The organism is Arthrobacter globiformis (assembly GCF_030817195.1).
In the GTDB taxonomy this organism is placed as follows: Bacteria; Actinomycetota; Actinomycetes; order Actinomycetales; family Micrococcaceae; genus Arthrobacter; species Arthrobacter globiformis_D.
This window is the reverse complement of the sequence record NZ_JAUSYZ010000001.1, coordinates 2,733,257-2,755,795: the sequence shown is the minus strand read 5'-3', so window position 1 is coordinate 2,755,795 and position 22,539 is coordinate 2,733,257. Positions and strand designations below refer to the sequence as shown.

General features: G+C 62.9%; 20 protein-coding genes and 1 pseudogene. 7 read left to right on the top strand and 14 right to left on the bottom strand.

All coding sequences use genetic code 11. From position 1 onward, the window contains the following. Nucleotides 1-150 precede the first annotated feature (150 nt). From QF036_RS12440 to QF036_RS12415, 6 genes are all read right to left on the bottom strand, one after another. Nucleotides 151-840: a low temperature requirement protein A gene (locus QF036_RS12440; RefSeq protein ID WP_307102234.1), complete on the bottom strand. Its 690-nt coding sequence runs from the start codon at nucleotides 838-840 to the stop codon at nucleotides 151-153. 76 nt (nucleotides 841-916) lie between these two features. Next, nucleotides 917-1,705, bottom strand: coding sequence for an IS21-like element helper ATPase IstB (gene istB, locus QF036_RS12435; RefSeq protein WP_307102232.1), 789 nt, complete (start codon nucleotides 1,703-1,705; stop codon nucleotides 917-919). Further along, complete coding sequence (gene istA, locus QF036_RS12430; protein WP_307102230.1) at nucleotides 1,705-2,919, bottom strand: IS21 family transposase; 1,215 nt, start codon at nucleotides 2,917-2,919, stop codon at nucleotides 1,705-1,707. The genes istB and istA overlap by 1 nt, the downstream gene beginning before the upstream one ends. 50 nt (nucleotides 2,920-2,969) lie before the next feature. Then, nucleotides 2,970-3,428, bottom strand: a complete 459-nt coding sequence (locus tag QF036_RS12425) for a low temperature requirement protein A (RefSeq protein ID WP_307102228.1) — start codon at nucleotides 3,426-3,428, stop codon at nucleotides 2,970-2,972. A 122-nt stretch (nucleotides 3,429-3,550) separates the two neighbouring features. After that, nucleotides 3,551-4,447 carry an RNA polymerase sigma-70 factor gene (locus QF036_RS12420; RefSeq protein WP_307102225.1) on the bottom strand — a complete coding sequence of 299 codons (897 nt, stop codon included), beginning with the start codon at nucleotides 4,445-4,447 and terminating at the stop codon, nucleotides 3,551-3,553. Between the two features lie 260 nt (nucleotides 4,448-4,707). Further along, the gene (locus QF036_RS12415; RefSeq protein WP_307102223.1) at nucleotides 4,708-6,441 is read right to left on the bottom strand and encodes an L-aspartate oxidase; all 1,734 of its coding nucleotides are present in this window, start codon (nucleotides 6,439-6,441) and stop codon (nucleotides 4,708-4,710) included. 314 nt (nucleotides 6,442-6,755) lie between these two features. On the opposite strand from QF036_RS12415, the gene QF036_RS12410 reads away from it, so the two are divergent. The 3 genes from QF036_RS12410 to QF036_RS12400 all read left to right on the top strand — a co-directional run bounded on the left by QF036_RS12410 (nucleotide 6,756) and on the right by QF036_RS12400 (nucleotide 10,125). Then, on the top strand, nucleotides 6,756-7,226 hold the full coding sequence (locus QF036_RS12410; RefSeq protein ID WP_307102221.1) for an ROK family protein: 471 nt from the start codon (nucleotides 6,756-6,758) through the stop codon (nucleotides 7,224-7,226). Between the two features lie 1,668 nt (nucleotides 7,227-8,894). Then, nucleotides 8,895-9,128, top strand: coding sequence for a hypothetical protein (locus tag QF036_RS12405; protein WP_307102219.1), 234 nt, complete (start codon nucleotides 8,895-8,897; stop codon nucleotides 9,126-9,128). Between the two features lie 430 nt (nucleotides 9,129-9,558). Continuing rightward, on the top strand, nucleotides 9,559-10,125 hold the full coding sequence (locus tag QF036_RS12400; protein ID WP_307102217.1) for an Hpt domain-containing protein: 567 nt from the start codon (nucleotides 9,559-9,561) through the stop codon (nucleotides 10,123-10,125). On the opposite strand, the gene QF036_RS12395 is transcribed toward QF036_RS12400, so the two are convergent. Then, the gene (locus tag QF036_RS12395) at nucleotides 10,122-10,280 is read right to left on the bottom strand and encodes a hypothetical protein (RefSeq protein WP_307102215.1); all 159 of its coding nucleotides are present in this window, start codon (nucleotides 10,278-10,280) and stop codon (nucleotides 10,122-10,124) included. The genes QF036_RS12400 and QF036_RS12395 overlap by 4 nt on opposite strands. Before the next feature lie 356 nt (nucleotides 10,281-10,636). Next, a pseudogene (locus QF036_RS12390) lies at nucleotides 10,637-11,684 on the bottom strand (IS256 family transposase). A 266-nt stretch (nucleotides 11,685-11,950) separates the two neighbouring features. On the opposite strand from QF036_RS12390, the gene QF036_RS12385 reads away from it, so the two are divergent. After that, entirely contained in the window at nucleotides 11,951-13,168 is a 1,218-nt protein-coding gene (locus QF036_RS12385) for an IS110 family transposase (RefSeq protein ID WP_307102213.1), read from the top strand. Nucleotides 13,169-13,379: 211 nt separating this feature from the next. On the opposite strand, the gene QF036_RS12380 is transcribed toward QF036_RS12385, so the two are convergent. The 6 genes from QF036_RS12380 to QF036_RS12355 form a co-directional block, all read right to left on the bottom strand. Continuing rightward, the gene (locus QF036_RS12380; protein ID WP_307102211.1) at nucleotides 13,380-14,129 is read right to left on the bottom strand and encodes an SDR family NAD(P)-dependent oxidoreductase; all 750 of its coding nucleotides are present in this window, start codon (nucleotides 14,127-14,129) and stop codon (nucleotides 13,380-13,382) included. Nucleotides 14,130-14,283: 154 nt separating this feature from the next. Then, nucleotides 14,284-15,279 carry a Gfo/Idh/MocA family protein gene (locus QF036_RS12375; protein WP_307102210.1) on the bottom strand — a complete coding sequence of 332 codons (996 nt, stop codon included), beginning with the start codon at nucleotides 15,277-15,279 and terminating at the stop codon, nucleotides 14,284-14,286. Then, nucleotides 15,276-16,178 carry a sugar phosphate isomerase/epimerase family protein gene (locus QF036_RS12370; protein ID WP_307102208.1) on the bottom strand — a complete coding sequence of 301 codons (903 nt, stop codon included), beginning with the start codon at nucleotides 16,176-16,178 and terminating at the stop codon, nucleotides 15,276-15,278. Before QF036_RS12370 ends, QF036_RS12375 begins: the two co-directional genes overlap by 4 nt. Beyond that, nucleotides 16,175-16,750 carry a VOC family protein gene (locus QF036_RS12365; protein ID WP_307102205.1) on the bottom strand — a complete coding sequence of 192 codons (576 nt, stop codon included), beginning with the start codon at nucleotides 16,748-16,750 and terminating at the stop codon, nucleotides 16,175-16,177. The genes QF036_RS12370 and QF036_RS12365 overlap by 4 nt, the downstream gene beginning before the upstream one ends. Then, on the bottom strand, nucleotides 16,747-17,742 hold the full coding sequence (locus QF036_RS12360; RefSeq protein WP_307102203.1) for a LacI family DNA-binding transcriptional regulator: 996 nt from the start codon (nucleotides 17,740-17,742) through the stop codon (nucleotides 16,747-16,749). The genes QF036_RS12365 and QF036_RS12360 overlap by 4 nt, the downstream gene beginning before the upstream one ends. Beyond that, complete coding sequence (locus QF036_RS12355; RefSeq protein WP_307102202.1) at nucleotides 17,729-18,715, bottom strand: Gfo/Idh/MocA family protein; 987 nt, start codon at nucleotides 18,713-18,715, stop codon at nucleotides 17,729-17,731. Before QF036_RS12355 ends, QF036_RS12360 begins: the two co-directional genes overlap by 14 nt. 177 nt (nucleotides 18,716-18,892) lie before the next feature. Here QF036_RS12355 and QF036_RS12350 point away from each other — a divergent pair, with 177 nt between their 5' ends. From QF036_RS12350 to QF036_RS12340, 3 genes are all read left to right on the top strand, one after another. Further along, on the top strand, nucleotides 18,893-19,540 hold the full coding sequence (locus tag QF036_RS12350; RefSeq protein WP_307102200.1) for a bifunctional 4-hydroxy-2-oxoglutarate aldolase/2-dehydro-3-deoxy-phosphogluconate aldolase: 648 nt from the start codon (nucleotides 18,893-18,895) through the stop codon (nucleotides 19,538-19,540). After that, nucleotides 19,537-20,085, top strand: a complete 549-nt coding sequence (locus QF036_RS12345; RefSeq protein ID WP_307102198.1) for an AAA family ATPase — start codon at nucleotides 19,537-19,539, stop codon at nucleotides 20,083-20,085. Before QF036_RS12350 ends, QF036_RS12345 begins: the two co-directional genes overlap by 4 nt. 574 nt (nucleotides 20,086-20,659) lie before the next feature. Then, entirely contained in the window at nucleotides 20,660-22,081 is a 1,422-nt protein-coding gene (locus QF036_RS12340) for an MFS transporter (protein WP_307102196.1), read from the top strand. Nucleotides 22,082-22,539 lie beyond the last annotated feature (458 nt).

Below are 22,539 nucleotides of genomic sequence, written 5' to 3'. Positions count from 1 at the left end.
TCTGCCAGCTATGACCGGGTCCAAATCAATCTGTGACAGCCTTGGGAAAATTGCACGCTAGTTCAGCGCCAAAGTTCGTAACTCCGGGGGCTTGTCTGGGCCAACTTTCGGAACAGCCGAAAAGTGCCACGCGGCAGGATCCGTGATCGATCAGCTTGCTTCCCGCTTCTGTCCGGGTTGCAACACCGTCACCACGACGACCAGTGCACTCACAACCGCGATTCCGCCAACCACTCCGGCAACCCCGATCGCACTGACGCTAGCCGGAATCACCAGCACCGTCCCCACCGCTGGCAATATCACCGGCGGGCGGACGACTCGCAGGACCGTGAGGGGCGCGTGAATCGCCCACAACAATCCCACGAAAACGGCGGTCGGAATCGCGACGCAGTACCCGGCGATAAACGCCTGCGCCAGGGGCTGCGGTCCGGTCAGCGGGAGCGTGGTCGTAACTTCGAGGCCTGCTCCGAGGGCGGCTAAGGCCGCAAAGATGGGGAAGTGCCAGTATCCCCATTGGTACGATTTGTCACGATTTGCCGACAATGTCTCACCCGCCGGCTGGAGGAAGTACAACCACCACAGGGCGAACAACAGCGCGAGGCTGGCCGCCGAGACAGCAATCAAGTATGCGCTCACGCCGCCGGACCTTAATGCAGCGGCCACGCCATTCGATGCGGCCAGCACGCTTTCACCGAACAGAATGATCGCGAACAGGCCATACCGCTCGGCGATATGATGCGGATGCCAGCTGCTGTGACCTGTCCGTTCGGCCCACAACGGAACGGTGAGCTCCAAAATAGCGAGCATCACGAACGCGACGAGCTGCAGCTGCCCCGGCAACAACCCCGCCTGCTGTCAGCGATGGTCGAAAAGTGAGCCATTTCGCGGGTTGAAAACTGAGCCACGTTGACGTTGGTTATTTTGCCGTATTTTCTGGCCGTGTCGAGGGCAACGAGTCCGCTTGCGTGTGTTTGAGCCGGTAGCTGGAGCCCTTGAGGGTAATGACTTCGGCGTGGTGGACGATCCGGTCAATCATGGCCGACGCCACGACCTGGTCTCCGAAGACGTCACCCCAGCGGGCGAAGGGCAGGTTCGAGGTCAGGATCAGCGAGGCGTGTTCGTAGCGCGATGAGACGAGTTGGAAGAACAGGTTCGCCGCGTCCTGCTCGAACGGGATGTAGCCGACCTCGTCGACGATGATCAGCCCGCAGCGGCGCAGCCTGACTAGTTCCTGTGGCAGCCGCCCATTTTGATGAGCAGCCTGGAGCCGGGCGACCCAGTCGATGGCGGTGGCGAACAGGACCCGGTGGCCGAGCAGGGTGGCCCGGAGGCCCAGCCCGGTAGCGAGATGTGTCTTGCCGGTTCCGGGTGGGCCGAGCAGGACAATGTTGGACGCTTCGCTGAGGAATGCGCCCGTGGCCAGGTGCGCGATGGTGTCGCGTTTGAGGCCGGGCTGGTGGTCGAAGCTGAAGTCCTCGAGCGATTTTCGGGCCGGGAATCCTGCGGCCCTGGCCCGGGCTTCAGCTCCGGAGGCCTCCCTGGCGGCGACTTCCCGGGACAGGACCGCGGCGAGGTATTCCTCGTGGGTCCAGCCGCCGTCTCTTGCCTGGTCAGCGAGCCGGGCCGCTGCTTCCCGGATACGGGGTGCCTTCATGGCCCGGGAGTAGTACTCGATCTGTCCTGCGGTTTCTTTGGCTTCGGGCATCAGGCGACCTGCCCATCATCGAGAACGACGCCGAATGCGCGGTCGTAGTCGGCCAGGTCCCGCACTCCCGCGGGCTCCGCGGGCACCGGGTTTTGGAAGGCTTTCCGCAGCGTGCGGGCAGCGTCGACGTGGACCGGATCGGTGATCGTCAGGCCAGTGCCCCAAGAGCGGGAGTGGTCTCCGACGCTTCTGCCATCCAGGCTGACGCGGACAGTGTCCAGGTCTGCGGTGACGTCGACGAACCTACCGATAGCCTGCGGGTGCACGGAGTAGTCGTTGGATCCCATCCTGACGTAGTAATCCCGTGGGAGCCTGACCCTCGCCGCGAACCCTGTCACCGGCGGAACCGGCGGCAATCCAAGCATCGCCGCCTTGTCCTGAGGGAGAAGTTCCGTGGGCCGGGCACCAATCCGGCGGACCAGCCGGGTATTGGCCTTGAGCAGCCACTCCGCGAGCTGGGCGTTGAAGTCCTCCGGCGAAGCGAAGGACCGTCCCGGCAGGAACGAGGTCTCCAGGAACTGGTTCGTCCGCTCCACGACTCCCTTGCTCTCCGGGTCGTAGGGCCTGACCTGCACGATCCTGGTCGCGAGCACTCCAGCGAACGCCGGCACTCCGGCCGCGAAGCTGTTCCGTCGCCCGATCCCGGTTTCGTTGTCCCAGATCAGCCGCCTCGGAACCGCCCCCAAACCACCGATCAGCTCCCACATCCCGGCCAGCAAATCCCCGGTCATGCGGGACGGAATCATCCGCGCCATGACGAACCGCGAATGCGAGGACACCATGACCAGCACCGGCAGGATCCTTGGCTTTCCCGCCCCAACCGGGATTCGCACCTCCGGGAACCACAGGTCGCACTGCGCCTGATCCCCGGGTTCGTAAGTGATCCGGTCAGCAGGGTCAGCCGGGGCATACTCCGGCCGGATCCTGGCCACGTTTTCCCTGAACCAGGCCGGCGACCCGGACCAGCCCACGCGTTCTGCAAGCACCGTGGCCGGCATCCGCGGGTTCTCCCTCAGCAGCGCCCGTATGGCCGGCTCGACCGCTTTGATCCCGGAGTCCCGAGGCGCCCGAACATACGTCGGCGGGCTCTCAGCGCTGACCGCTTTCGCGACCGTGTTCCGGGAAATGTCCAGCCGCGCCGCTATCGACCTCATCGACTCACCCTCGGCAAGATGCAACCGCCGAATAAGCGCCCAATCCTCCACTGTGATCACCCACCCAATCGTTTGGAACGGGTGGCTCAGTTTTCAACCGTCACAATGGCTCAATTTTCGACCGTCACCGACACCTGCTGCAACACCAACCGCAGGACCCACCCCAGTTGAAGGATCGGGAACCCGACTGCGTATCGTATGGCCGGCCGGCGGCTGGCCGGATCCTCAATCGCAGCCCGTAGCCATTGGGCGATCAAACCGGCGCGCATCACAATAAAGCCAAGGGTGACCGCCAGATAGTTACCGTCGTTGAATGCCGCGGGCACACCTGCACCCAGCAGCAGCACGCCGCCCATTTGCAGCATCGTCAGCAGCCGGTAAAGCGCATCGTCCGTGTCGAACGCGGACGCAAACCAGGTGAAGTTCATCCACGCCCACCAGATCGCGAAGAACACCTGCAGGAACGGCAGGATCGACTCTGCTAAATGATCTTCAGCGATCCCGTGCGCCAGGTGCGCTGTAAGGCTGGCGACAGCGACCACGAAAGTGAGGTCGAACAGCAGTTCCAACTGGCTTGAATGGCGGTGGGGTTCATCCGCCGCACGGGCTCTCATGCGCTCGCGGACCATACTGGGCCGGGCTGATCTCAGACATTAGCGGTGCCACATGATCGGTTCAGGAAGCCCACAGGTCAGCCGCCAACCCTCGTCACGCCGGAGAGCTTGTCCGGATTCATCGTCCACAACAGCCGATCAATACCATCCGCAGACGCCGTGAGAGTCACCACCGCAAACACCACCCCGTCCCGTGTCAGCCGTGCCGAGGGCCGGCCGTTAGCCATGAAGGGCTCGGTATCGACACCATCCCAGAAGCGCGCCGCGAATGCCCTGTAGTACTTCGCGACCCGTTCCCGTCCGACAACAGGGAACTTGGAAGCCCGAACCTTGCCGCCGCCGTCGGAGTAGCTGACGACGTCCGCGGCGAATAGTGCCTCCAGCGCGGCCAGATTCCCGGTTCGCGCAGCAGCCAGGAATGCTTCGAGCAGATGCCGCTGCTCGCTCACGCTCACCGCTGCGCGTTTCTCCTCGGTAAGGCGTTTGCGCGCCCGGCTTACCAACTGGCGGGCATTCGCTTCTGTCTGTTGGATGATCTCCGCGATCTGCTCATACGGGTAGTCGAATGCTTGCCGCAGCACGTACGCGGCCCGTTCGGTCGGCGACAACTTTTCCAGTATCAGCAACACGGCCAGCTCGAGCGCATCACCACGTACGGCGCCCAGTTCAGGGTCGGCGCTTGTGTCCACCGGCTCGGGCAGCCACGGACCGACATACGTCTCACGACGGGCACGTGCCGACTGCCCGACATTGATGGCAAGACGGGTGGCGGTGGTCGCCAGGAACGCCGGCGCATTCCGAACTAGGCTGCGATCGCATGTCTGCCATCGAACCCAGGTCTCTTGGACGATGTCCTCCGCCTCGCTGACACTGCCGAGCATCCGGTAGGCAATCCCGAACAACCGAGAACGGACCTCCGCGAATATCGTCGACGCAGTCTCTAAATCGGAGGCTGACCCGGCATCGGCACTCATGCGCCCAATATTACTGCTCCAAGGGCTGGACCCTGGCCATGGAAGTGTGGGTCGAGTTTGTCGTCCGACGCCGGGCATTCTGGCGGTAAGTTGGTATGCCAATTCTTAGCTGTTCCCTTGCTCTGCAGGTTGTTTCTTGGTTGACGTCCGGCCCGGCCGCGTCGCCCCGGGGGTGGAAGGTAGGAGGGTCTTCGACTGAGGGTATCGACAAACCATTGATTTGTGACGCGGAGGTCCTATCGGACGCACCGGACCCTCATTCACTCGACGAGTTTGTCCGCGGTTGTGACCGGTCGACGCATGAGCGTCGCAATCTCGTGCGATACAGGCGCGATGCCTTCGTGCTCGATGCCACGAGCAGGAGACCAGACGAGGTTCACCTGCAAGGTTGGATCAAGATCCGGATAGTCGCTGCGGTTATGACAGCCGCGCGTTTCGCGGCGTTCACGGGCAGCTTCGAGCGTCGCGCGCGCCGCTAGAGCGGACGCCTTCAGATCGAAGGCGTGTACAAGATCCTGATATCCGGCGATGTCGGGATGCACACCAACCTCTGTGAGGCGGGCTTCAATCACGTCGAGTTCGGCGAGGCCCTGCGTAAGACCTTCTTCGTTCCGCACGACACCCGCATGCTCGGTCATGGTGTCACGGATGGCACGCTGCAATACGCGGACGTTTTCGTGCCCGTTGGCATAGAGCAGATCATCTATCTCTTTTCTAGCTTCATCCACCGCGTCCGCCGAGCGCACGTGTGCGGTGAGGGACTCCGAGTACTCGGCGGCGGCATTGCCGACGATCCTTCCGAAGACCAGCAGCTCGATCAGCGAGTTTCCTCCCAAACGGTTAGCGCCATGAAGACCGCTTGACGCCTCCCCGATTGCGTAGAGACCCGCGACATCAGTGCTGTGATCGTCGGGACGGACCCAGACGCCGCCCATGGAGTAATGCGCGGTCGGTGCGATTTCTATCGGCGTCGTCGTGATGTCAAGCATCTGCAGTTCGAGCATGGTCTGGTACACACGCGGCAGGCGACGCATGATGGTCTCCCGTGGCAGGTGCGACACGTCCAGCCACACGCCGCCATTGGGCGTGCCGCGGCCCTCCTGAATCTCGGTGTAACAGGCCAGCGCGACCCGATCGCGGGTGGAGAGCTCCATGCGCTCTGCATCGTATTTCGCCATGAATCGTTCACCGATGGCGTTGGTGAGGATGCCGCCCTCTCCGCGTGCGGCTTCCGAGATGAGCGTTCCTGCAGCGTTCTCTGGCTCAAGAATGCCTGAGGGATGGAACTGGACCAGCTCCGGATCGCGGATGCGGCCGCCTGCGAGCACCGCCAGGCGGAAGGAATCACCGGTGTTCTCGTCACGCCGACTGGACGTGCGCCGCCAGATGCGGGTGTGTCCGCCGGCGGCGAGCACCACGGCGTCTGCATGGATCAGATAGCGCGTCCCGTCCGAAAGCCGGAAGCCGTAGGCACCGAAGACCCGACCGTCGGTTACGAGAATGCGCGTGATGTAAACATCGTCCAGTATCGGAATGTCGAGCTGGGCGGCGCGATTAACAAGCGTGCGCTGAATTTCAAGCCCCGTGTAGTCGCCGCTGAAAGCGGTTCTGCGGAACGTATGAGCACCGAAGAAACGCTGGCTGATCCGGCCGTCTTCCTCGCGGGCGAACGGCATGCCGTAGCGTTCCAGGTCGCTGATACCCTGTTCGGCCCCTTTGGTGACGATCTCGACGATTTCGGGGTTCGCGAGATGGTAGCTTTCGAGGATTGTGTCGGCGGCGTGCTGCTGCCAACTGTCATCGGCATCCATTGTGCCGAGAGCGGCGTTGATGCCTCCCGCTGCGAGCGAGGTGTGGGCGTCGCTTCTGGGCCTCTTGCCCACAGAGAGCACATCTACCCCCAGCTCGGCCAACTCTATGGCGGCGCGGAGGCCGGCGCCTCCGGTGCCAATGACCAGCACGGACGTCGACACGTGCAGTTCCTGAGACTCCATCACTACATTCCATTCACTCGAGATACCTAAAGTTAAGATTCCTTGAGGCGCGCGCGGGTATGTCATCTTGGATTCCATCGGCGCAGCTTGTCCTCCGGTCCCATCACCAACTAAGACCGGACAGCCCTCAAACTTGTGACAGAAGAAACGACATCTCGTACTGAGAAGTTGATGCCGATGCAGCAAGTAGAAGTCTCCAGCAGGCGATGGGCACGTCAACTGCCACCGATGGGATCTGCGGCCGACATAGGGCTCGATATCGGCCGTGAAGTAGGACGAGTTCAAACAGATGCGAGAACCCGTCCGTAGGCGTTTTGCCATGCTTTCGCAGGTCAGGCGTTGCTTCGGCTAGCGGCGGTGCACTCGCGCGTCGTCTGCGAGAGCAAGGACTCGAGGTCGAAACAAGCCGTGACGCGGTCAATTTGGCACGCAGTGGACACCCCAAAGCCGTCGAGCTCGTCCGGGAATCGGGGCAACTGCACGGCGAGGTTCTTGCCACCGCCGTCAGTCTGCTCAACCTCGGATACTCACGATCGGCGGCGATCTGCTTCGCGGCTGAGGACCATTTCATGTCCGGCCTGCGAGAACACCTTTACCAGCCGACGCAGCCGCTGGCTACACGAAAGCTCCAAATCCTCACCAGCCAGCTTGGGGACCGAAACGGAGCCGTGGGCACAGCCCGCCTCGCCATAGAGGAGCTCTTCGCTCCGCATGCCGTAGACGCCTATTTGGCCGCAGATGTGCCAGTCGTCAATCTAGACGATGCTCCAAGGGCGATTGTGTAAGTCGCCAGGTCCAAATTTCTATGCCTTAGGATGCGGCAGAGTCTGTCCGGCCAGCCCACTGGCGGGTCCGGAATACTCATCCATGAAGTGGAGACCCACCCAAGGCGATTCGATTATTTCCTCAGGCCAGATATCCACGTGGTACGTAAGAGGGATCGCCTTTGCCTTGTCCTCCTGGTCTTGCAGGGAAAACGTTCCCGTAACTGGTTTCACCGCAAACGGTTCCAATTTGTCTTGCATTTGCATCTCCTGCTGACTGGATAAAGGTAACGCCGACTTCAGGCGGGCCGACATTACGGTGGGAGCGAGCGGGTACAGCTACCACCCATTTTGCGCTCGTTACTTTCGACTTGATAGGGCCGACTTGGTCATGGCCATGACAAGATGGCCGGCGCTGTCGTTGGCCTTACCAGAAAGGTAACTGTGGAGCTGTCGAACTTGGTTGGGTCGAACCGCGGCTTGGTGTCTGCTGGCCTTGTGTGTGACGAGCCGACGACTCAGCCTTGAACGAGGCAGTCCACAGCAATTTCGGGAAAACCGCGCGAGTGCTCCCCGTCAGATTGGTGCATAAACTGCTCTAAATATCTATTGGCAGCGCCTCATCAGTTGAATGCGGACGCGGCATCCTTGACTTCCCCCTGGTGCACCATCTCCTCCACGTGGGCGGACGGGAAGTCGGGACGTCCCAGATCCAGCTGGCCGGGATACTGCTCGTCTTGACGTGGAGGGGACCCAGAACGCCAGGCGGTGACTCCTTGACCTAGCCAGCGGGTGCTCGTGGAAGGATGTTGCCCATGCCGACGGCTTACGGCGCGGAGTTCCGCCAGGATGTTATTGATGTGGCCCGCAAGGGCGAGGCGCCGCTGGCGCAGATAGCCAAAGATTTGTACCTAGACTAATAAGTCGAATCAACTCCTTGGTCATGCGGTAGCCCACGACCACAACCATGAACATGCATGAGACGAGAAACAAAGAGAACAGGCCGCCTCGGTCCCGCTCCCCCTGTTCGAAACAGGTCATGTCGGAACGACCCTGCCGAGCAATGAAGTAGCAACAAGGCGGAAAATCGCCACGCTCAAGGAAAGGAGCACCCGGCCACAAGAACGTCCACCGATAAATACGGCGTGACCAACACACCGTCATGAAGACCCGCGGAGCGGGGTGTGTACATTGCACACGGGGTCAGAGGCCCCAAAACGCCTCTGACCTGCGGAAGCACTGTGCCCGAGGTGGGACTCGAACCAGCCTCTTCCCCTGAAAGTCCGCCACTTTTTCGAAAACATCCCCACTCCGGCCCAGTCCGAGGCCTGTACAACCGAATCCGAAGCCCAGGGTGTGGACACTGTCCACACCCTCTTTTGTGAGCACTTTGAGCCCCAACCCATACGAGTGTGACGATCCTTTTGCGGCGCTGGGAATCCCTCTCCACCACCAGCTGCCGCGCAGACCAACTGAGACGAGACGGCGTTCCCGGGCTCAGCCGGAATCCGACTCACGAAATGGGCCGAGCAGTGATGTGCAGAGCAAGCCGAGGACTCGGATTCATTGAACGTCATAGCGTTGCGACCTCCCTTCGACCATCTCATGGGCGCAGACAGCAGAAAAAAGCATGACCAAGACTTCGCTCTATTTAGCACGGAACACCCATAAGGCCCCAGCATTTCCCGCATGCACTGTCCGCGGTTTCTGGCCATCAACGCCGTCGGCGGACTGACTTGGGGTACGGGCCTTGTGCTGCTCGGCTACCTGGCCGGCAATTCGTACGAAGCCGTGGCCAAAACCGCCGGCAGGGACGTCACCGCTGTCGCCGTCATCATCGCGATCGTCGCCGTGGCGGTCTGGCGCGTCCGCTCCGAACCCAGAAAAAGGCAGCCCACACTCAACCCGCCTGAACACAGCTAGGTGAGAGCGACAAGGTTAACCATGAGAACGACTGGTGCTGGTTGCTTGTTCGGTCATCGGCGGTAGACTTCCCGGGCGGCATAGCTTCTAAGAGAGCGGATGATTCCACGTTTGCTCCTGCCTTCCGCGGTGCGTTTGTCCACGCAGCCCCTGGTTCACGGAGACGATGCCATGCGGACCAGGTCGACCTGATGCAGGGCACGGTTGGCGTTTGCGGTCCCCGCCTCGGCTGAGCCAAGCGCCGGTCAGAGCATCTTCGCCCGTCCGCGAAAACAAGGGCTTTGCGGTGCTACCAATCCTGCGGCGCAAAGAAGGGCCAGTGAACCCTTGATTGAAATCTGCGGTGATGGTGGTCGGTCCTTGAGGCCGGTATCGGAGCATTATCAACGAAAACCACCTGTTGACGATGTGAAAATGAGGGGTTCCTAAGGTGATCGATGACCGGGATCTTCCTGTCCTGGCCGACGGCCTGTTTCAGGAGTTGACGGAAGACGCCGGAGAGGCTGTCGCCGGGGCATTTATGGAGGAGTACTTCCGGATGCTGCCCGTCCGTGCCGCGAAGATCTTCAAAGGCCTGTCCGGCAGGGACGTTGAGCCGACCCTGGAAGCACTCATCAGCCTGAAGGTCAGCTCCGCGATGGCAGGCGCTTTGCGGCTTGAAGAGTACTGCCGCACTTTGGAGAACGCGCTTAAGGACGGCCACGACCCGGACACCTCAGCCGTTCAGGCAGCCCCCTTTGCCAACATCCGGCTCGTAATCCGTGAAGCGTCACGGCGAGGGTACCTCCCCCATCCCAGGCGCCCAACCCTTGACGGGTCGGAACGCCAACCGCGGTTCCTTGGGCACCCTTTCGCCGAGCAGCGGAGCCGGCGTCCAAGGTGGGGCCATCATTCTTCGGCGGAACTGGTGGAATCGAGCGGCGCCGCGGCGGCAAAAAGCCGCCCCAACCGGGAGGTAGGGGCGGTCTTTTGGCTAGCCAGATTCCGCCGAAGTTAGTTCGGCCACCAGCCGATGGTTGCGTGGTTGGTCGAGGTAGTCGAAGAGGAGGACGTGGTGCTGTCCTGATCCTTCGGTGCGGCGTTAGCCGGAGCGGCAAACCCTGCTACAGCGAGAATGCCGGTCATCAGAAGTGTGGCGGCAAGTTTTTTCATCGCGAGGTTCCCCCTTGGTGGTGCTATGTGACACGTGTGCACGTATCAGCGTCAGTATATGACTCCCACCTCAAGTTTCTGCCGGATGATCAGCCCCTTACACGCCAGCCAGCGGCTCCTTGTTCAGGCATAGGGTTAACCGGCTATCCGCAAGGTCCGCGCGCGAAGCTTGTAGCCGGCCGCAGGATTGCCTTCGCGTCTATCTGGCCGTCCGCCGGGCAGCCGCAATGCTGCCGGTTCCTGAAGCTGCGGCTTCAACGACACCAGCATCTTCAGTGGCGGCGCACCTGAGAGACCGAAACTCCGGGTGCGTCCACAGAGGAGCCCCGCACAGCCCTCTAGCAGGCAACTGAGTATCAAGAGTCGCCATGGCCTATGACTACGGCATTGCAAGGAAACGGTGTCCCAGTACCTGTGCCAGGCCAAGCCAGTCTAGAGCCGGCCCCCGCCTTCACAGGCCTAAACCGCTGTGAATTCAGACCCATCGACTCGATCGCGTTCGTCGTGCAGATCACCCGTCGGATCTCCACGTCGTACTCCAGGAACGGCACGAACTCCGCCCAGGAGGACTCCCAGAGCCGCACGATTGCCGGATACCGCTGGCCCCATTCGGCCGTGAACTCGGCGAACCGGTCCTTCGCCTTGCTCGGACGGGGCCGTGTAGACGGGCTTGAGCGCCTTGACTATGCCGTGTCGCGGTGCTGGCGTCCGGCGTAGCGGAAGCTGTTGCGGATCAAGTGCACGATGCACTGCTGCACAACCGTTCGCTCCCACGTGGTCGTGATCGCCTCCGGCAGGCCCTTGAGCCCGTCGCAGACGGCGATCAACACATCCTCCGCACCCCGGTCTTCAGCTCGGAGAATACCTGCAGCCAGAACCGTGCACCCTCGCCACCGTCGCCGGCCCAGATGCCGAAGATCTCCCGCTCCCCACTTGTGGTGAGCCCATGACGACATAGAACGGGGTGTTGCGCACCTGCCCGTCACGGACCTTGACTACGACCGCGTCAACGAACAGCACCGGATAGACCGGGTCCAAAGGCCGGGCCGACCATTCGGCCAGTTCCCCGGCGACCTTCTCCGTGATGCGGCTGATGGTGTCTTTGGAGACCCTGGCCCCGTAGACCTCCTCGAAGTGCGCGGCGATTTCCCCGGTGGTCAATCCCCGGGCGGACAGCGAGAGCACGATCTGATCGATCCCGTCCAGACGCCGTTTCCGCTTGGGCACAATCACCGGCTCGAAAGACCCGTCCCGATCCCGGGGCACCTCAATCTCGACCGGGCCGATCTCGGTCAGCACGGTCTTTGACCTGGTGCCGTTGCGCATGTTGGCTGCGATCGGCGTCTGGCCATGCTCGTGCCCCAGGTGCTCGGTCAGTGCCGCTTCCAGCGCGGACTCCAGCACATTCCTCGTAAGCCGGTTCAGCAGCCCCCGTTACCTTTTTCGTAGCCCGGTTCCTGTTGCAGGATGAGGGTGTGTTGGCCGGTCGGTTCCGGCATGGTTTCTGCCCCCAGTCGTTCATGATCCGGGGGGTGTTGTCACCGGGACCGGCTTGGCGGCAGCTGATCGCTGATAGAGGCACGACGACGGGTCCTTCGTAACGTGGATGCCGACGCCTGCCGCCGTGACCAGCCAGCACAGGTCAGTGACGTGCGAACAAGGGAGCGGGTATGGCGGTGATTCTGGATCAGCAGGACATTGACGTGTTCATCGGTCTTGACGTGGGGAAGTCCGGCCACCATGCCGTGGCCCTGGACAAGGCCGGGAAGAAGCTCTTCGACAGGGCCTTGCCCAACGACGAAGCCCGGCTGCGGGAGATCCTCGATGCCTTGTCCGGGCACGGGAATATCCTGCTCGTCGTGGATCAGCCGGCTACCATCGGAGCACTGCCTGTTGCGGTCGCCCAGGCGGCCGGCGCAGCGGTCGGCTACCTGCCGGGCCTGGCCATGCGCAGGATCGCGGACCTGCACCCCGGACAGGCCAAAACCGACGCGAGAGACGCGGCCATCATCGCCGAAGCCGCCAGGAGCATGCCCCACACGCTGCGGACGATTGCCTTGGACGATGAGACCCTGGCCGAACTCGGCGTGCTCTGCGGCTTCGACGACGACCTCGCTGGCCAGATCACCGCTGCCTCGAACCGGATCCGCGGGCTGCTCACCCAGATCCACCCGGCCCTCGAGCGGGCACTCGGTCCGCATCTCGATCACCCTGCCGTGGCGGACCTGCTCACGCGCTATCCGACACCGGCCGCACTGAAGACAGCCGGTCGCGGACACGTCAAAGCCCGGCTGAAGAAACACGCGCCCCGCGCTGCCGAACGGCTCACCGATGCCGTCTTCACTGCGCTCGGCGAACAGACAGTTGTGGTCGTGGGCACCAGCGCGGCCGGGATCGTGCTGCCGAAGCTAGCTGAGCAGCTGCTGGCTCTGCGGCACCAGCGCGACGACGTCGCAGCCCAGGTTGAAGCCCTTGTGGAGGCCCACCCTCTTCACAAGGTCCTGACCTCGATGCCCGGCATCGGCGTCAGGACCTGCGCCCGCATCCTCACCGAAGTGACCGGCAAGCACTTCGCCAGCGCGGCCCATCTGGCCTCCTACGCCGGGATCGCACCGGTCACCCGGCGCTCCGGGACGTCAATCCGGGGCGAGCATTCGAGCCGGCGCGGGAACAAGAAACTCAAACGCGCCCTGTTCCTCTCCGCGTTCGCGGCCCTGCACCACCCGCCGTCGCGCGCCTACTACGACCGCAAACGGGCGGAAGGCAAACGCCACAACCAGGCCCTCATCGCCCTCGCACGCCACCGCTCAGACGTGCTCTTCGCCATGCTCCGAGACGGAACCCTCTACCAGGACCCGGAACCACGAAATCTGCCCTCAGCAGCTTGACGAAAACCATAGAGGCACCCCCCGGGCCCACCAGGCCCACGCCCTGCTCCTTGGCCTGCGCGAGCAACCGCTCCGCAAGCTCCTTCTGATCGATGATCTCTCCCGTCACAGGATCGATCATCACCCCTGTCATCTCGGTCGTGGACTCTGACACGGCCGTCTCCTTTCGGATCAGGCCGGACCCCACACACCGTTATTCAGACAGTCCCGGTCAGGTCCCCATGCCGAGGTGCGCTCCGCCTGCAACATCGAGGGATACGCCGGTGATGTAGCGGTTGTTTGGGTCGGCAAGGAAAAGGATGGCGCGGGCGACTTCGTCTGGTTCGGCGAACCGGCGCATGGGAAGTTGCGCGGCGCGCTTGGCCCGGTTGGCGGCTGCATCCGGTCCTGAGTCTTTTGCGAACTGTGCCCACATGGGAGTGTTTACCGGGCCTGGTGCGATGGCGTTGACCGATATGCCGTTGGGACCGAGCAGCTCGGCGAAGGACCACATGATGTGAAGCACGGCGAGTTTGCTTGCGTTATAGGGCAAGTAGTTAAGGCGGGCTTCTTTTGCTGCAACGGAGGAGAGGATCACGATGGCACCTGGAGTTCCGGTCCCAATCATTGATTGTGCGATTTCCCGGACCATGGAGAACGTACCGGAGCCGTTGATCCGCATGATGGAGTCGAATTCTTCGGTCGTTGTATTCATGATGTCCGGCGTGGTGCCCAGGACTCCAGCTGCATGGACGAGGGCGTCGATGCGCCCGTACCTGGTTGTGATGTCACGGACAACTGTGGCGCATTGTTCTTCGGAGGTGATGTCGAGCGGGAAGAAGCCGGCCAGTTCCTGGCCCTCTTTCGGGGCGCGGTCGGCACCTATGACGAGGGCCCCTTCGGCTGTGAATGCGTCGACGACTGCATCGCCGATTCCGCCGCTTGATCCGGTTACCAGAACGACTTGGTCTTTAAGGCTCATCTGATAACTCCGCTTGTCCGTCGCTGCCCTGCGGTCGGCTGGTGGGCTGCTCGTTTCATCTTTCTAGGTCCTTACTTGAGGTGTTTCAAAGGGTGTGCCAAAGCCTGGGTTGTCTGCCAGCCCCGGTCCTGGGTGGAGCGCGTGTCCGTGCTGACTAGCTGTTGCCGCTCGTGGCGTGGCTTGCCCATTGCCGGCCCTCTTGTTCTTCTGTGGGCAGTCCGGAGGCGGCGAGGACCCGGTCCAGCAGGCGCTGGGTATGGACGGCTTCGCGACCGGAGGTCAGTGGCTGCGCGCGGTCAGCGACCCGGTCCATGAAGTGGTGGACGGCGGCGGAGAATCCGAGCGTGTCTGTCGCTGTTGCCCAGCCGTAGGCCTCGGCACTGAGCTCGCGTGATGTGGTGACCCCCCTTACGGTGGTCGACACTGTTTCGGGGGCGCGTACCTCCACGGTCTTGCCGTCGCCGTAGGCGTCCAGCTTTTCGTTCCAGGCACCCGCTGTTCGGGCAGCCATCAGCACCCCGGTGTTGCCGGTGCTGAAACGGATCATGGCTGCGACGCCGTCTTCTTCCCAGGGATCGTCGCCCGCTGCGTGTGCGGCCACGTCCACGGGTTCACCGCCGCAGTACCAGCGGAGCAGGTCGACCATGTGAATGGCGTTCTCGAATGTCGCGCGGTATTCCGACCCGGGGCGGTTCTTTTGCGCGACGCAGAAGGTAGCGCCTTTCGCGCCGAACAGCTCCCGGCCGGCGGTGTAGACGGGTGCGTAGCGGCGGTTGAAGTCGACCATCAGGATGCGGCCGCGTTCATCGGCGAGGTCCGCCAAATGCTCGGCTTCTTCCGTGGCGGGGGCCAGGGGTTTTTCGCAGAACACGTCGACGTCATTATTAAGGCACAGCTGGACCGCGTGGGCATGCTCGGACCGGGGTGTGAGGACGAAGACGGCATCCAGATCCTGCGCGTCCAGCATGTCCTCCACAGACCGGTAGGCGGCGCCGAAACCCCAGCGCCGGACCAGGTTTCCCGGGTCCTCACGCCGGGACACCAAGGCAGCCAACTCAACATCATCGCGCTGTACGAGTGTGGGCAATTGGGCAATGGTGGCGATGTTGCCCGCGCCGACGACGCCGACGCGAAGGCGCTGGCCGTTCATCGGGCGTTCTCCATTTCTGCAATTTCCGTGAGCATCCCGCGCAGTGCGGCCGCAGATTCCCGGAATCCGTCCTCGGGGGTGGGGAGGTCCTGCGGGTGCCAGCGGTACTCGTACTCGATGCTCAGCAGGTCATCGTAGCCGTGGCGCAGCAGGGCCGCGAGGATCTGGGGCCAGGGAAGGACGCCGGTACCGATGACCCGTGACCGGACGGCGCGCTCGGACGCGTCGACGCGGGCCGTTTCCGTTGCGCGGAAGGCCGCATTGGGATCGGTGAAGACGAGGTCCTTCACGTGGACGTGGCCGATCAGCTCGCCTTGGACGGCAAAGGCCTCCTCGAACGTCTCGTCGTGGGTAAACGTGAGGTTGGCCTGGTCGTAGAGAACACGAACGGCCGGGTGGGCAATCTCCTGCACGAGCGCGGCGGTTTCTGCCGCGGTCTGGGTCATGGTGCCGAAATGGTTCTCCACGCACAGCCGCACGCCGGCCTGTTCCGCCTCGGGGGCCAGGGTCTGCAGGGCCTCCCGCAGTTTCGCCCATCGCCGGTCATGATCGGTGTCACCGGGATGCCAGGACCCCGCGTACACGCGTACGCGGTCGGCGCCGAGCAGATGCGCGGTTTCAATTGCGCCACGGAATTCGTCGACTCCCCCGCGCCACTCATTCTCGTCCAGGGCATTGATGGCTGTGGTGTAGGGCGTGAGGCCGATGATGGGCAGCCCTTCACCCTCCGCGGCCTTCAGTGCCTCCAGTGCGGCGCGCCGGTCGCCTTGTGGCAGACCTGAGGTGTAGCCGTCCTGGTAGATGACTTCGGCGGCGTCGAGCCCCGCGGCCCGAAAAAGCTTTAGTGCCTGGGGGACCGTATGGTCCGGAGTGCCTAGTGTGTGACCTGCAAGCCTCATTGTTGATTGTCCTTCCTGGAAGTGTCTTGTGTGGCTGACCAGTCGGTTGGACCGACGAGCCGGGGTGGGGATGCGACGCGGGACCGGTCGACGATTTCCATCAGCATCCCCCAGGGGGTTATGAAGTAGGTCCAGCGATTGCCGGCCACGCGCGGGCTGTCGCCGGCGACTTCCTTGCGCTCCCCGAGCACCCTGACTCCCGGGGTTTCCTGCAGCACCCCGATCGCTTCGTCGACGTCGTCCACAACGAAGCACAGGTGGTGCCCGCCCGCGTCGCAGTGCCGGGGCGGGGTCTCCCGCCGTTCAGCGCTGCTCCATTCGAAAAGTTCGATGTTCAGGTTCGGGGGCAGGCGGAGCATGGCGAGGGTGAGCCGGGCATCGGCAGGGACGTCGAAGTTCGTCGGCATGAATTCTTCGTCGGGTCCTCGGTCGGAGCGGTACAGCTCCTCGGCGCCGAGTACCTCGATGAAGAACCTGATGGCGTCCTCGAGGTTCGGAACTGTCAGGCCGACGTGGTCGGTGTGCCGCAGCCCGGGCAGCCGCCGCAGGGTTCCTTCGTTGGCCGCGTTCATTTGCGAGGTCCTGAGGTGGAGGCGCGCACCAGAAGTTCAGGCTCCAGAACGATGTGGTCTACCGAGCCGTCCAGGTTCTGCTTTTCTGCCAGTTCGATGGCGATGTTTCCCATGTCTGCGATCGGCTGGCGCACGGTGGTCAGGGGCGGGTTGAACCGGGCCCCCAGGGCCAAGCCGTCAAAGCCCATGACCGATACGTCCTCCGGTACGCGGATGCCGCTTTGGCCCAGGGCCGAGATCACCGCGAAGGCGACCATGTCGTTGGCGGCGATAATCGCCGTCGGTGGATTTTCCATCTCCAGGTAGTGTTTGGCCGCGCGCGCCCCTGCGTCCGGATCGGAGCCGCTGTCGAGTACAAGGGGCGTGCCATTGCCTTCAGATGACAGCTCCAGGTAGGCGTCCATCCGGTCCTGGGCGGTGTGGGTCCCGGCGATACCGGAAACGTAACCGATGGACGTGTGCCCCAAGGAACGCAGGTGTTCCAGGGCCAGCATGATTCCGCGGCGGCTGTCGACGGTGACCGTTGGAACCGAGGAGTCGCCTTCCACACGGTCGATCACCACCACCTTGTGGCCGAAATCGAAGCGTTTCAGGGCCTCGGTGTCGACTTTCGTGGAGGGCGCGACGATGCCGAATGGCGCGTACATGGCCTGCATCGCGGTGAAATACCCGTCGGTCTTGGCGGGGTCTCCGTTCGTGACGCACAGCAGCAGCTGGTAGCCGCGCTCATCGGCGGCCTGCGTCATGGTCTTTGCAAGTTCTGCAAAGAACGGATTGGTGATGTCAGGGACGATCAGCGCGACGAAGGTGCTGGTCTTTCGGCGGAGCGCCTGGGCGAGCGGGCTCATGGTGTAGCCGAGCCCTTCGGCGACGCGGAGGATGTGTTCGCGGGTTTCGCTTTTCACCGCTTCCGGCCGGGAGAATGCCCGGGAAACCGTTGAGCGGTGGACACCGGCCGCCTTCGCGACAACGTCAATACTAAGGTCGGCCATTTTCTTTTCCTCCGTGCTGGTCGTCATATGCCTGCCAAATCGGGCGCATCACATCTTCAAGCTGGGCCAGTGTTGGCAGCCCCCGGAATCCATCTTCCAGCGTCTGCGCGACACGGCGTACGAAGGGATCATAGAGAGGGTCACTGTCCACGTCGATCACGGCGGACTCCGTTGTCCCGTCCAACGCGGTGAACGTGGCAGAACCGTCCGAGTTAACGGAGGCGAATCCCGCCCCGCCGGCCGACGTGTAGCTGCAGTACCGCTTCAACGGTGAACCCGGGAAGGCGTACCCCACCTCAACGATGGCTTCACGCCCGCTCGGGGTGGTGATGATGAGGCTGGCATGGTCCTCAACAGCTCCGCCGTGCAGGGCCGACGAGAGCCGCGAGTCGACACTCACCGCAGACTCGCCACAGGACTGCAGGAACAGGTCGACGAAATGCGGTCCCAGGTTGGCCAGGCACCCTCCCCCTGCGGTGGCGGGGTCCAGCATCCAGGGATTGCCGTTAGCCAGGTAGCGCAAGGGCGGTCCGGCGATGAAGGAGATCCTCTGGTACGTCGGCCGGCCGGCCTTGGCCAGCCACCGGTCGGTGGGGCCGCCCCTTTGAACGAGCGGAACCGTCGCGGGCACACCGGCCGCGTCCGCAGCCTTCCGCACCTGGACAAGTTCCGCCAGGGACGTTCCCAGCGGCTTCTCCACCACGAACGGAACGCCACGCTCGATCAGGGCCAGGCACTTTTCCGCCATCCCATCGTGCGAGCCGAAGACATAGGCGAGCCCCACCTCCGGCAGATCGAGCAGGCTACGCCAGTCCGCCTCAACGGGAGCGCCCCACGCCGTCGCCAATCCCTGGACGAGCGACACGTCCTCGTCACTGATGGCGACGACCTGGTGTTCTTCGCCGATTGCCCGGGCGTACAGCGGAACGTGCCAGTGTGAAGCACCAAGAATGATCGTGCGTGGTTTGCTCACCCTGCCAGCTCCTTTGCTAAGTATGAGATCTTGTTGATCGCTCAGTATGAGATCGATTGCTGAGATCGGTTGCAATAACAGTATGGATGGTGGGAGAGTTTGTCAACGACACTTCAACAGCGGCCCAGGGGCGCCCCGGAACAAGGGAAACTGCCTGGGCCAGAAGAAAGGCCAGCAATGCATAAAAAACTTCGCACCCTGAAGACCATTGACGAGTCCGGCGCGGTCCTGATTGTGCGCCTGGAGAGCGCAGAGCTTGCGGAACAGGTGGCGGAAGCGGCAATCGCCGGAGGTTTTCGGGCCCTTGAAATCACGCTCTCGATCCCGGGTGCCGTGGACGTAATCCGCCAACTCTCTGCCAAGCACGGGCCCAACGGAGTCGCGATCGGAGCCGGAACGGTCCTGGACGAGCACTCAGCCTACGAGTGCATCCGAGCCGGCGCTGACTTCCTGGTCAGTCCCCAGCTGAACCCGGCAATGATCCGGACAGCAAACCGGTACCAGGTACCCACCGTAAGCGGGGCCTACACGCCGACCGAGCTTGTTAACTCGGCCGAGGCGGGCGCTGACATCCTCAAGCTCTTCCCCACCGAAGCCGGCGGCATTCCATATGCGAAGTCGGTGCTCGCCCCCCTGGCACACCTGCCGATCATGCCGGCGGGCGGCGTCACTCCCGGGAACGTCGCCGAATGGTTCGCCGCTGGGGTCACCTGCGTCGGCGTCGGCAGCGCCGTGACAAAACCATGGCAACCTGACGGCGACTTCTCCCGAGTCACCGAGGCCGCCAGGGAATTTCTCTCAGCAGTGGCAGAGGCCCGCCAGTGACGGCCCCCAAAGTCTTCATTGTCATCGGCCCTGCCGGATCCGGAAAGTCAACCATTGCCCAGCAAACAGCAAAGGAGCACCATGCCGCGTACCTGGACAAGGACCGGATCTGCGGCCGTCTTGTCGAGTTCGCATTGGAGGCAACCGGACATGACCCCACCGACCGGGAATCCAACACGTTCTACCGGGAAAATCTGCTGCCCCTGGAGTACCAGACACTCATGGATGTCGCAGGAGTGAACCTGCGGCTGGGACGATCGGTCGTACTCGACGCACCTTTCGGCGCATACTTCGGCGTACCGGACTACCTGGCGCGCGCCGCAGAAGAGTTCCACTGGCCCCCCTCCGAGACCACGGTAGTGCGGGTGCAAGTCTCCCAGGACGTTCTCCGAGAACGACTTATTCGAAGGGGCCTGGAAAGAGATCGGTGGAAACTTGCGCATTGGGACGAGTACTGGGCGGCACACGGCAGCCTGGACTGCGCCTGGTCCGGGGTCCATTTCCTTGATCTCAACAACGAGAAGCCCCTGCCCATCGAGGGATAACGGCTCAGGGCACGTTCCACGCGTTCCTGCCCGGTCGCTGACCTCCCCCGGCCAACAGCGGTCGATTAATCGGCAAGCTTCCGATGGCGTCGCGCACCTTGGCCCCTGAGGGTCGGGGCCGGCCACCGCATTAGGTCGATCCAACCCGGAGCGTCTCCTCTTCGACGCAATAGCCTTTGCCGCTAAGCACCAGAGGCAGCCCTCACATCGAACGACACACCGGGCTGCCACCGCCCGCCCAGCCGGCTCCGCCCGGGCCGTTGAACAAGGGCGGCAACAGATCCTCCTATCAACCGCTGACGCAATCTGGACCCCCGTTTCCAAATCCAAAAAAGTCGTGGACAGACCCGCATACCCTACGTATCGTTGCTTGCAACCGATCTCAGCAACCGATCTCAGCGACGTGATCACTGCAACCGATCTCATTACCAGCCAAAGCCGCATCGGCCTCCCTGGAGCTCAGCAATACCTTCGAGCGAGGTACAGGCGGCCAAGACCGGACCACCACGCCGTTGCGGTTGTCCCGGATATTCCAATACCCCTCCCCAGCAAACGTGAAAGTATGGAGAGTTCAATGAAGACCTCAAAAGAAGCCTTCGGCAGCCCGGATCCTTCGGAGCATTCTGAAGTGTCCGAGCGCCCTCACCGCTCCGTCAACATGGTGGCAGGCACGATCGGCCACTTCGTGGAGTGGTACGACTGGTACATCTACGGGCTGCTGGCAGCGGTATTCTCGACACAGATTTTCCCGAGCGACTCCCCGTTTGCGTCCCTTGTCGCAGCACTGCTTACTTACGCGGTCGGGTTTGTTGTACGCCCACTGAGCGGAATCATCATCTCTCCGCTGGCGGACCGGTTCGGCCGGCGGCTCATCCTGACGCTGTCCATCTCCGGCATGGCCCTCGGTGCTTTGATCATCGGCCTCACACCTCCTTTTGCGACGATCGGGTACGCAGCACCGGTTCTCTTTCTGGTTGCACGCATCCTCCAGGGCATCTCGGCCGGCACTGAGCAGCAGAGCGCCATCGCGTTCATGGTCGAACACGCTCCCGCGAACCGGAGGGGCCTGTTCGGCTCTTTCTCCAACATGGCAAGCGGCCTGGCGACCCTCGCAGCGACCGGCGGCGCGGCGATGGTGACATCGTCCTTTGCTCCAGCCGACCTCGCCGCCTGGGGCTGGCGCATCCCGTTCCTGGTGGGCGGCGTCCTCGGCGTCGTCGGTCTCATCCTGCGGGCCCGCGCAGATGAGACCCCTGAGTTTGAGGCAAGTTCCCTCGTCGATCAAAAGTCCGCCTGGGCGCGCCTGATGGACCTGCTCCGCGAACACCCGAAGGCTCTGCTGCAGGCAGCGGCGCTCTCTGCCCCGGCCGTGGCCTACTACACCTGGGCCACCTTCCTCCCCACCTACGCCAAGCTGACCACCGGCCGGGACCTGTCCTCCACCCTGGCCGGGAGCGTCATCGGGCTGGCCTTGCTCGTCGTCATCGTGCCGGTCTGCGGCGCGCTCTCGGATCGACTCGGCCGACGCAAGATCTTCCCCATCATCGGTGCCATCGGCATGATCGTGCTCTTCTACCCCTTGCTCCTGCTGCTGAACCAGCCGGGCTTCGGCGTGTACGTTCTGGTGTCGGCATCCGGATGGGTGGTTCTCGGTATCTGGCAGTCCGTCTACCCGACAATCCAGGCCGAGCTGTTCCCGGCCTCAGTCCGGGTATCCGGCATAGGTTTCGCGCACCAGATTGTGATCGCCGTGTTCGGGGGCACCGCACCACTTATCGCCGCCGCATTCGTCGGCGCCGGACAACCCATGTACGTCGCGGTCTACATGATCGCCATTGTCTCCCTCAGTCTCATCGTCTACTTCACCCTCCCGGAGACTGGCAGCCGGGCCGGGCGTGTCACCGTAGCTCCGGCCGACCCCGAGGTACTGGAGGGTGAGCACCTGCTCTCCGGGACTGCACCCGGCGGGATCCACTCGAATGGTTCCAAGCCGTAGGGGTCCTTCTCCTCGGCGGAGGACCGGTTCTCTGGAACTGCCTCAATAAGCGTTAGAGGCTGCTCTCCGACGGCACTGCTGCTCTGCTGGCGTAACGCCCCGCACTTCGGGGATCGCCCTCGACCGAGGCTCGGTCGAGGGCGATCCTCTTTGCGGCCAAGGCCAGCAATGGGCTGGATGTCCTTGTAGACAAGCACAAGCGAATCGGCGGCCGCCTTTAAGCGTCGCGACACCGGGAACAGGCGTAGTGGGGCGGATCCTCATATCAGGTTGAAATACACCCCAAGCTGACAGCGGAAACCACTTAGGTCGACGGAAGGCCGGATATCGGCCTTCAAAGCACAGGGGAAGAGGGGAGGTTGACTTCTTTGTTTGTCCGTTTTCAGTCCAGATGTCAGGGCGCATGCTGGATGAGCCGGTGTTCTCGGCTTTGGCGTCGCTGCGGTTGGAGTCTGCGC

Excerpts from the sequence above, each read along its gene's own strand:
- QF036_RS12365 (WP_307102205.1), bottom strand. The coding sequence starts at position 16,750 with ATGAACGCGGCCAACGAAGGAACCCTGCGGCGGCTGCCCGGGCTGCGG.
- QF036_RS12385 (WP_307102213.1), top strand. The coding sequence starts at position 11,951 with ATGGCGGTGATTCTGGATCAGCAGGACATTGACGTGTTCATCGGTCTT.
- istB (WP_307102232.1), bottom strand. The coding sequence starts at position 1,705 with ATGCCCGAAGCCAAAGAAACCGCAGGACAGATCGAGTACTACTCCCGG.
- QF036_RS12360 (WP_307102203.1), bottom strand. The coding sequence starts at position 17,742 with ATGGCCGACCTTAGTATTGACGTTGTCGCGAAGGCGGCCGGTGTCCAC.
- QF036_RS12340 (WP_307102196.1), top strand. The coding sequence starts at position 20,660 with ATGAAGACCTCAAAAGAAGCCTTCGGCAGCCCGGATCCTTCGGAGCAT.
- QF036_RS12420 (WP_307102225.1), bottom strand. The coding sequence starts at position 4,447 with ATGAGTGCCGATGCCGGGTCAGCCTCCGATTTAGAGACTGCGTCGACG.
- QF036_RS12415 (WP_307102223.1), bottom strand. The coding sequence starts at position 6,441 with ATGGAGTCTCAGGAACTGCACGTGTCGACGTCCGTGCTGGTCATTGGC.
- QF036_RS12350 (WP_307102200.1), top strand. The coding sequence starts at position 18,893 with ATGCATAAAAAACTTCGCACCCTGAAGACCATTGACGAGTCCGGCGCG.
- QF036_RS12395 (WP_307102215.1), bottom strand. The coding sequence starts at position 10,280 with ATGAAAAAACTTGCCGCCACACTTCTGATGACCGGCATTCTCGCTGTA.
- QF036_RS12380 (WP_307102211.1), bottom strand. The coding sequence starts at position 14,129 with ATGAGCCTTAAAGACCAAGTCGTTCTGGTAACCGGATCAAGCGGCGGA.
- QF036_RS12370 (WP_307102208.1), bottom strand. The coding sequence starts at position 16,178 with ATGAGGCTTGCAGGTCACACACTAGGCACTCCGGACCATACGGTCCCC.
- QF036_RS12375 (WP_307102210.1), bottom strand. The coding sequence starts at position 15,279 with ATGAACGGCCAGCGCCTTCGCGTCGGCGTCGTCGGCGCGGGCAACATC.
- QF036_RS12405 (WP_307102219.1), top strand. The coding sequence starts at position 8,895 with ATGCACTGTCCGCGGTTTCTGGCCATCAACGCCGTCGGCGGACTGACT.